This is a genomic window from Phormidium sp. CCY1219 (assembly GCF_055795085.1).
This window is the reverse complement of sequence record NZ_JAYFEQ010000004.1, coordinates 1-8,061: the sequence shown is the minus strand read 5'-3', so window position 1 is coordinate 8,061 and position 8,061 is coordinate 1. Positions and strand designations below refer to the sequence as shown.

5 protein-coding genes and 2 pseudogenes are annotated in these 8,061 nt (G+C 50.6%); 5 read left to right on the top strand and 2 right to left on the bottom strand.

Translation table 11 applies throughout. The features are described 5' to 3' along the window. Position 1: 1 nt before the first annotated feature. Both AC0QH1_RS00180 and AC0QH1_RS00175 read left to right on the top strand, forming a co-directional pair. Positions 2-616 (top strand): annotated as a pseudogene (locus AC0QH1_RS00180) (transposase). Positions 617-1,456: 840 nt separating this feature from the next. After that, positions 1,457-2,101: an S-layer family protein gene (locus AC0QH1_RS00175; protein ID WP_324628728.1), complete on the top strand. Its 645-nt coding sequence runs from the start codon at positions 1,457-1,459 to the stop codon at positions 2,099-2,101. 88 nt (positions 2,102-2,189) lie between these two features. On the opposite strand, the gene AC0QH1_RS00170 is transcribed toward AC0QH1_RS00175, so the two are convergent. Continuing rightward, complete coding sequence (locus tag AC0QH1_RS00170) at positions 2,190-2,417, bottom strand: hypothetical protein (RefSeq protein ID WP_324628726.1); 228 nt, start codon at positions 2,415-2,417, stop codon at positions 2,190-2,192. 244 nt (positions 2,418-2,661) lie between these two features. Then, positions 2,662-3,879: a class I SAM-dependent methyltransferase gene (locus AC0QH1_RS00165; RefSeq protein WP_324628725.1), complete on the bottom strand. Its 1,218-nt coding sequence runs from the start codon at positions 3,877-3,879 to the stop codon at positions 2,662-2,664. Positions 3,880-4,429: 550 nt separating this feature from the next. On the opposite strand from AC0QH1_RS00165, the pseudogene AC0QH1_RS00160 reads away from it, so the two are divergent. The 3 genes and pseudogenes from AC0QH1_RS00160 to AC0QH1_RS00150 all read left to right on the top strand — a co-directional run. Then, positions 4,430-7,126: pseudogene (locus AC0QH1_RS00160) on the top strand (phycobilisome rod-core linker polypeptide); the annotation flags it as partial. Positions 7,127-7,135: 9 nt separating this feature from the next. Continuing rightward, positions 7,136-7,675: a phycobilisome rod-core linker polypeptide gene (locus AC0QH1_RS00155; protein ID WP_442957255.1), complete on the top strand. Its 540-nt coding sequence runs from the start codon at positions 7,136-7,138 to the stop codon at positions 7,673-7,675. Between the two features lie 127 nt (positions 7,676-7,802). Further along, complete coding sequence (locus AC0QH1_RS00150; RefSeq protein ID WP_324628723.1) at positions 7,803-7,985, top strand: hypothetical protein; 183 nt, start codon at positions 7,803-7,805, stop codon at positions 7,983-7,985. The last annotated feature ends 76 nt before the right edge of the window (positions 7,986-8,061 follow it).

The following is an 8,061-nucleotide window of genomic DNA, read 5'->3' as shown; positions in this document are numbered from 1 at the left end:
CATTGACGGAGTACACATTCATTTTGGTCAAGGTCACGATAGTGAACATGGAGATGAAACCATAGCAGCTACGCCCCAGAAGGGAGTTGCTGTAATGGATAGAGGATTTTCAAACTCCGAGGGCGTTCAAAAATTACTGAAAGAAGAAAATCAGTATTTTTTACTAATAATCAAAAACAATTCTACCCTTAACTTAAAATAAGATGGAACCTATGAATTCTGGAGCGGAAAACGAACGGTTCAAGTCAGAGTTGTTAGCTTTTGCGATTTAGAAACTCGAACATAATTTAGATTTGTAACCAACCTACCTGAATCAGGATATCTAGGATATAGCAATGAAGAAATAGGAGAAATATATCGAAGGCGATGGCAGATTGAATTGCTGTGGAAATTTTTAAAAATGCATTTAAAGTTGTCTCGTTTAATCACAAAAATTACCAACGGTATCTCGATCCAAATTTATGCCGCACTCATTTGTTATCTCCTTCTTCAGTTAGTGGAGATTCCGGCCAAATTTGGAAGTAAACCGTTGGATAAACTCAGGTATTTACAGGCTTTTATGTCTGAAAATATCAGCTACGTCCACTGGTTTAAAAAGCTCGTTTTTAATGGCTAAAATCGGGGTTTGACAGGATTATTGTATCTATTTTTAAGAGTCCATTAAAATGCGTTCAACGCTTATGCAATTAACGCTTTTAATTCTGTTGAATTTATTGGAACTTTTACAGAGGAAATTGCTAGTGGGATATCAACTCGGGCAGTTTTAGGCTCTACTGGCAATGCAGGAAATGTGACGGTGAATACATCTAGGTTGCTTTTGGAGGATGGAGGACTTATAGAGGCAAACACTTTGGGAACGGGTACTGGAGGAGCTATTACTATAAATGCCAGTGATTCTGTTACAATAGTTGGCGAGCTTAGTCGTTTATTTTCAGGAACTGGCGATTTCATCGAAACAACAAAATTACCTCAATTTGGTTCTGGCGGTAATATTCTTATTAATACTTCAACTTGGCGAATAGAACAAGGAATAATAAGTGTTGATACCTTTGGATCGGCTAGAGGAGGCAATATATTTATAAAGGCTTCCCAGCTTGAATTGAATAATGGAGGTCAAATCAATTCTAGAACACTCGGATCTGGAGATGGAGGTAGTATCAGTTTAAATATTTCAGAATCCATCCAAATTAATGGTAAACTCCAGGAAAAATTTTTTACAGGTTTAGATAGCTCTGCTGAAGAAGAATCAAGCGGGCGTTCTGGAATTATAACCATCCATACCCCAATTTTAGAAGTTCAGAACGAAGGACAAATAAGAGTTAGAAGCCAAGGTCAAGGAAATGCAGGCAATGTTAATATCAACGCAGGTTCTATTTTTTTAAACAATGAAGCAGAACTGACTGCCGACACTACCAGCATCACTTTAGATCTAACTCAACAGCAAGCAACTATCACTTTGAATTCGGAGAATTTAATCTTGCGGCAAAATAGCAACATTACTGCGAATGCCCGAGGCGAAAATGTTATCGGTGGCAACATCAACATTAACGCGCAGGTATTAGTCGCCTTGGAAAATAGCGACATCAGCGCCAATTCTCAAGACTCTCGCGGGGGTCGCGTCAACATCAACACCTCTGGCATTTTCGGCACCCAAAATCGATCTCGCCCTTCGGATCTGACCTCGGACATTACCGCCACCTCCGAACGCGGCGCAGAGTTTAGCGGCATCGTCACGGTGAACGCTCCTGACCTAGATCCGACTGCCGCACTGGTGCCCCTGAATGCCAGCCTTCTCGACCCCTCCCAGCAGATCGTCTCTGGATGCGAAATAGCGGAAGAAAATAGCTTTACGGTGGTGGGTCGCGGCGGCATTCCAGCCAGTCCCACCGACCCGCTGTTCCTCACTCGCTCTTGGGTAGATCTGGGACAGCGCAACCCCGAGAATGGCGATCGCACTCCCACGCCTCCGGACTCCTCTCGCACACCAGTGCCTTACGTTGAGGCCACCCAATGGCAACTGAACGATCGCGGTCAAGTCGTTCTGGTCGCCGCCAATCCAACCGCATCTCAACTGGATCCAACTTGCTCGGACTTGCGGTAACGCGATCGCGCAAAGTTTGCCGCGAATTCGGATTCGCGCTTTGTGAGGCGATCGGCATCCGATAGCGCTTTTTCCGTAAGCCATCATTTCAAGCGATCGTGAACTGGAGCAGATCCAAAACGCGATCGCATCCCCCAACCTGCAATGCTTTGCACTTATTTACCAGCCCGACCCCCCAGCACCGCATCCCATTCACGCGGCCTCGCACCTTGTCCCCCCAACACTGCATCGGTTTCTGTAGGCCGTCTCTCGTTCCAGCGCTGCCACCGGCGCAGGCGATCGCCTTCAACACCCGCTCGTCTTGGTGCCCGGTCAATATCCGCAACTCCTCCAGCTTCCTTCTCAGGTCGCGGGGAATCTCTTTCTTTGATTTCTTTGGCTTGCTTGTTACAGATTTCGCACCCGCCACCTTTTTCTGAATGGCTGGTTTATTTGAAGTATTTGATTGGCAATCTGCAATATGTGAGAAAAAAGATTGACAATATAGGCGGTTTGTGGCAAGGGAGGCAGAGAGTGGGAAGGAAGAAATTTCTCAATTCTTCATTCCCCATTCTCAATTTTCAATTCGAGACAGATTGGGGGTGAGAGGTTGGGGTGAGCAGAATAAGCTGACGCTGTTGCAGAGTTCGCACGCCGTCCAAGTCGAGGGAGACCTGGGTGAGGATGTCGCCGACGGTTTGGCGGGGTGGGTCTGCGGTGTCGCAAGCTTTCATAAACTCAAATTCAGCGGGGGATAAGCTGACGAGTTGATAGTTGTAGTCAAAGATATGCTCGGCGGGCCAACCTTGCAAGCAGGGACTCACCTCGGGAATGGCGGATTGGAGGGTAGCGTCATCGGACCAGTGGATTTTGGCGAGGGGGGGACGGGAGAGGAAAAATTCATAGTGAGTGATTTCCGGGTCGAGGAGTTCGATGAGGCGGTAGCGTTGCCGATCGCTCAACTGCTGCGATCGCGCCATCAACTCCGGCGAGTCCCCCAACAACCGCTGCAAATTCCAATACTCCGGATTCGAGAACCCGACAAACTCCAACTCCGAGGCATCGATAAGCTGAAAAAGTGTCTCGATATTGTAATCGATTTCTTGCGGATGAACGTACATATCCGCAAAATTGGCATCCCGCTGATTTTCCATCGACCAGCGTTCCTTTTCCCGCTTGACCAGGCGATTGTTTTCTGGTAGAGACGCGAAAACTTGGCGACCCACCGCCACCCCATCGTGATAGTCGCCGCGCTTTTCTCCTTGCAACAGGGCGATCGCCTGCTGCATCAACTGAATTTCCCAGCGACCCAACTGGGCATAGACAAAAATATGCAGCAACCCACCGGCAGCCAACTTACTAGCCAAAGCTTGAATCCCGCGAATCGGATCCGGCAAATGATGCAACACCCCGACACAGTTAATGTGGTCGAACTCCTCCTCCAGTTGAGCCACATCGTAAAGACTCAGGTGATGGAACTGTACCCGGGATGCCTTAGATCGGCGACAGCGTTCCCGCGCCACCTCAAGCGCCCCGGCACTTAAATCGATCCCGGTTACTTCCGCTTCCGGATTGAGATGAGCCAGATATTCAGTGCTGACCCCGGTACCGCAACCGGCATCGAGGATGCGAACCCCCAGGGTTTCCGGTTTGCGATTAGTGCAGAACGCATAAGCCGTCGGCCAACACCAGCGCCAATTGTAACCTGGAGGCGGTTCGTCCAAGAGGATTTCCGGGGGAAAGGGGTAGGTATCGTAAAGGCGCTGTACGGCAGAAGAAATCGAGTCAGAATTTTGCATAATGGTTCGAGATGAGTCAGCAACGGTTAGAGCCAATCAGAGTCGAGGGATTGGATTCTCATCGAGTAGGTAAAGGAATTAGCCGCCAAGGGGGTCAGTCCTAATTTGCCTACTCCCTGGGGGGAGGCGGTAGCGGGGGAGGACTTGCTCCCGGGGGGGGAACGAGTCAACCGAGTTAACGAGTCCGGGACTCCTACCGCGAGGCCAAAATACTTGCCAATCTGCAACTTACCATAAAGAAACGTAACAAAACTTATATTTTTTCTCAGTGGAGTACCGCAATAAAATATGATGACACGGAAACCCAGCAACCAAAAATCTACATAATTTTTAACAATTGGAGGGGGTGATACCGAAACGTTTTAAGCTAGAGACTATATCAAACCACTCCCAAGTGGGGGTAAAGCAAGACCCAACCGGGTGCGAGGCGGGTAGAAATACCCATGCTCGAAATCGCGATCGCGCGATCGCGAAAGCCAACCTCAATGTAAAAAGGCATCTGACCACCGATGCCAAAGCAGATAATTCTATCGGGAGCTTTTGAAATCCAATGAGTGTAAAAGCAAGTGGTGGAAGCTCAGTTGCGCGTCCGCAACTCTATCAAACCGTACCAGTCGCAACCATTTCCCAGGCAGAACAACAAGACCGCTTCCTGGGGAACAGCGAACTAACCGAGCTGCAAACCTTCTTCAACTCTGGCAGCAAACGCCTAGAGATTGCGGAGATTCTCACCAAAAACTCCGAACTCATCGTATCCCGAGCCGCCAACCGGATTTTCACAGGCGGTTCGCCGATGGCTTTCTTGGAAAAACCCAAAGAGCCAATTTTGGAACAGACCAAAATGGCCTCCACCCAAGACGTATCCGAAGGGATGAAACTCGGAACCGTCACCTACGTAGAAAGCAAAGGCGGATTCCTAGAAGGATTGCGGGGGATATTCAGCTCCTCCGGGCCTGCGCCTTCCGGGTTCCAGCCGATTAACATTGCCCGGTACGGTCCGTCTAACATGACCAAATCCCTGCGCGACCTCAGTTGGTTTTTGCGCTATCTGACCTACGCGATCGTCGCCGGGGATCCGAACATCATCGCCGTCAACGTGCGCGGCTTGCGCGAAATTATCGAAAACGCCTGCTCCTCCGCCGCAACCATCGTGGCGCTGCAAGAAATGAAAGCCGCAGGGTTGGGATACTTCAAGCAAGACGAAACCGGCAAGAATATTGTCGGGCAGTATTTCGACGTCTTGATTAGCGAATTCAAAGCCCCGACCCCCTCCGAAAAGCTGCGCCAGCGACCCAGTAGCGACCAACAAGGGCTGCAACTGCCGCAAATTTACTTCAATGCAGCCGAACGGCGTCAGAAATTCGTGATGAAGCCCGGACTGTCTGCTTCTGAGAAGCAATCGGTCATCAAAGCCGCCTATCGGCAAGTCTTCGAGCGCGATATTACCCGGGCGTATAGCTTGAGCCTCTCCTACCTGGAATCCCAGGTGAAAAACGGCGATATCTCGATGAAAGAGTTTATCCGCCGCTTAGGCAAATCCCCGCTTTACCGCCAGCAGTTCTACGAGAAATTCGTTAACAGCCGGGTGGTAGAACTGGCCTTGCGTCACTTCCTGGGACGCGGGATTAGTTCGCGCGAGGAGTTTAACAAGTATTTCGCGATCGTTTCTAACGGCGGTTTGCCAGCCTTAGTCAATGCCCTGGTCGATTCCCAGGAATATTCTGACTACTTCGGCGAAGAAACCGTGCCCTACCTGCGGGGTCTGGGTCAAGAAGCCCAAGAATGCCGCAACTGGGGACCGCAAATCGACCTGTTTAACTACAGCGCCCCCTTCCGCAAGGTGCCGCAATTTATCACCTTGTTTGGGGATTACATCCGTCCTCTGCCCGACCAGCACCCCTATGGGGTGGGGAACGATCCCCTGGAAATTCAGTTTGGGGCGATTTTCCCGAAAGAAACTCGCAATCCGAAAAATCGTCCGGCCCCGTTTGGCAAAGATGCGCGCCGGATTTTAATCCATCGCGGACCGGGAATTGACAACCAACTGAGCAATCCAAAGGCACGGGGTAAGGCACCCGGTTCCCTCGGACCGAAGCCGATCAAGCTGGATCAAGTTCCCAGCGGTCAGATGCAGTACGGGATGCGCGGTGGCGTGCGTCCGGTGCAGGGAGTTAGCGTTAAATACTCCGAGAGTTCTACCCAAAAGGCGATCGATGTTGCCTATCGGCAGGTGTTCGGTCGTCCGGTGTACGAAAATCAGCGCCTCAAGGTGGCGGAAATCAAGCTGGAAAACGGCGAGATTACTCTGCGCGAGTTCGTGCGGGCGTTGGCGAAGTCGGATGTGTTCCGGAAGTTGTACTGGAGTTCGCTTTATGTGTGTAAGGCGATCGAGTACATTCACCGTCGCTTGTTGGGTCGTCCGACCTATGGGCGTCAGGAAATGAATGCCTATTTCGATTTGTGTTCTAAGAAGGGTTTTTATGCCCTCGTTGATGCGATTATCGATAGCAAGGAATATGAGGAGGCATTCGGCGAAGATACGATTCCTTACGAGCGCTATCTGACGCCGCAGGGTCAAGCTTTGCGATCGCTGCGTGTGGGTAGCATTGGCGATAAGGCGGCTAAGGTGGAGAAGGAAGAAACGCCTCGCTTTATCGAACTCGGTGCGGTGAAGGAACAAGGTCTTCCCTCGATCGCAATGCGCGTCACCCAAGGGGTGGGCAAACGCCGCGAACAAAGCAAGGTGTTCAAGCTCACCAACCGCAAGCCCACCGAAGTGCAGATGGTTATTCAGGCGGCTTATCGCCAAGTCTTCGAGCGCGATCTCGACCCCTATATCGTGAAAAACGAGTTCACCGGCTTGGAAAGCAAGCTGCGAAATGGCGAAATCACGGTGAAGGAATTTATCGAAGGGTTGGGTTGCTCGAATCTGTACATCAAGGAGTTCTACACCCCCTATCCGAATACGAAGGTGATCGAACTGGGGACGAAGCATTTCCTGGGCCGCGCGCCGCTCAATCAGCAGGAAATTCGCAAGTACAACCAGATTCTCGCGACCCAAGGTATCCGAGGGTTTATTACCGCGATGCTCAATAGTATGGAGTATCTGCAGGTGTTTAATGAGGATACGGTGCCCTATCGTCGCTTCCCGACTCTGCCGGCTGCCAATTTCCCGAATACCGAGAAGCTGTATAACCGCCTCACGAAGCAAAATAAGGAGTTGGTGGTACCGAGCTTCGAACCGGTGGATGGCGGCATGGATCCGGCAAAAGGACCGCTGATGGCTAGTGCAATGGCGTCTGAGTCTGGGAAACTCGATGCGATCGCTGTGGGGCGATCGGTGAGTGGTTCCCCCCTGCAACGCCCTAGCGCCAATCAGGTGTCGCGGATTTATCGGGTGAGTGCTACCATGAGCGCGCCGCAAATGGAAGAGGCGATCGCTGCTCTCTATCGTCAGGTGATGGATATCTACAGCGAGGAGATTCCCGAGGCATTCCGCATCGATGACCTGGAGGCAGGTCTGATTCGCCGCGAAATCTCGGTACGCGATTTCGTCCGAGGATTGGCGAACTCCGATGCCTATCGCGATCGCTTTGTCACCCCCTATCCGACGCCGAAGGCGGTTGAGTTGCTGTTCCGTCATTTGTTGGGTCGCACTCCCGCTACCCCAGAACTGTCTGATTACGAGCAATTGCTCGGCGAGGAAGGGTTGGAATCTACTGTTTCTACCTTGCTCGATGGTGCTGAATACACTCGTTATTTCGGCGAGAATGTGGTGCCCTATCGGCGATCGTAATTATTGAACGCACTGTTTTAGGTTGACTTTTGTGGCAGGTTTTACCCTGCCCCAACACCAGTTTTTGCCCGCATCAGCGGGCTTTTTTTATGCTAGAAAATCCTCGGGTGCGTGACCTGCCCAATTTATGGGAGAATTACTCGATCGCATGCAAGCCGTCATCCACCAACTCTATGCGCGATCGGATTGCCACAATCGCGATCGCGCTGTGCACCGAGGGTCAAAACATGGGATTGTCATTTCCCTACTTTCGATCGGCATTATTTATTTTTTGACCCAATATATAGCGGTTTTCATATTGGTGAGGTAGAGGTGCGATTCGTTCCCGCAAAAGTGGAGGGTAAATGCCTGAAACGTAAGCGGGGCAAGGAACACAGTCCCTAAAG

Bases quoted from the DNA above. Each gene is read 5' to 3' on its own strand.
- AC0QH1_RS00165 (WP_324628725.1), bottom strand. From the start codon at position 3,879: ATGCAAAATTCTGACTCGATTTCTTCTGCCGTACAGCGCCTTTACGAT.
- AC0QH1_RS00150 (WP_324628723.1), top strand. From the start codon at position 7,803: ATGGGAGAATTACTCGATCGCATGCAAGCCGTCATCCACCAACTCTAT.
- AC0QH1_RS00155 (WP_442957255.1), top strand. From the start codon at position 7,136: ATGGATCCGGCAAAAGGACCGCTGATGGCTAGTGCAATGGCGTCTGAG.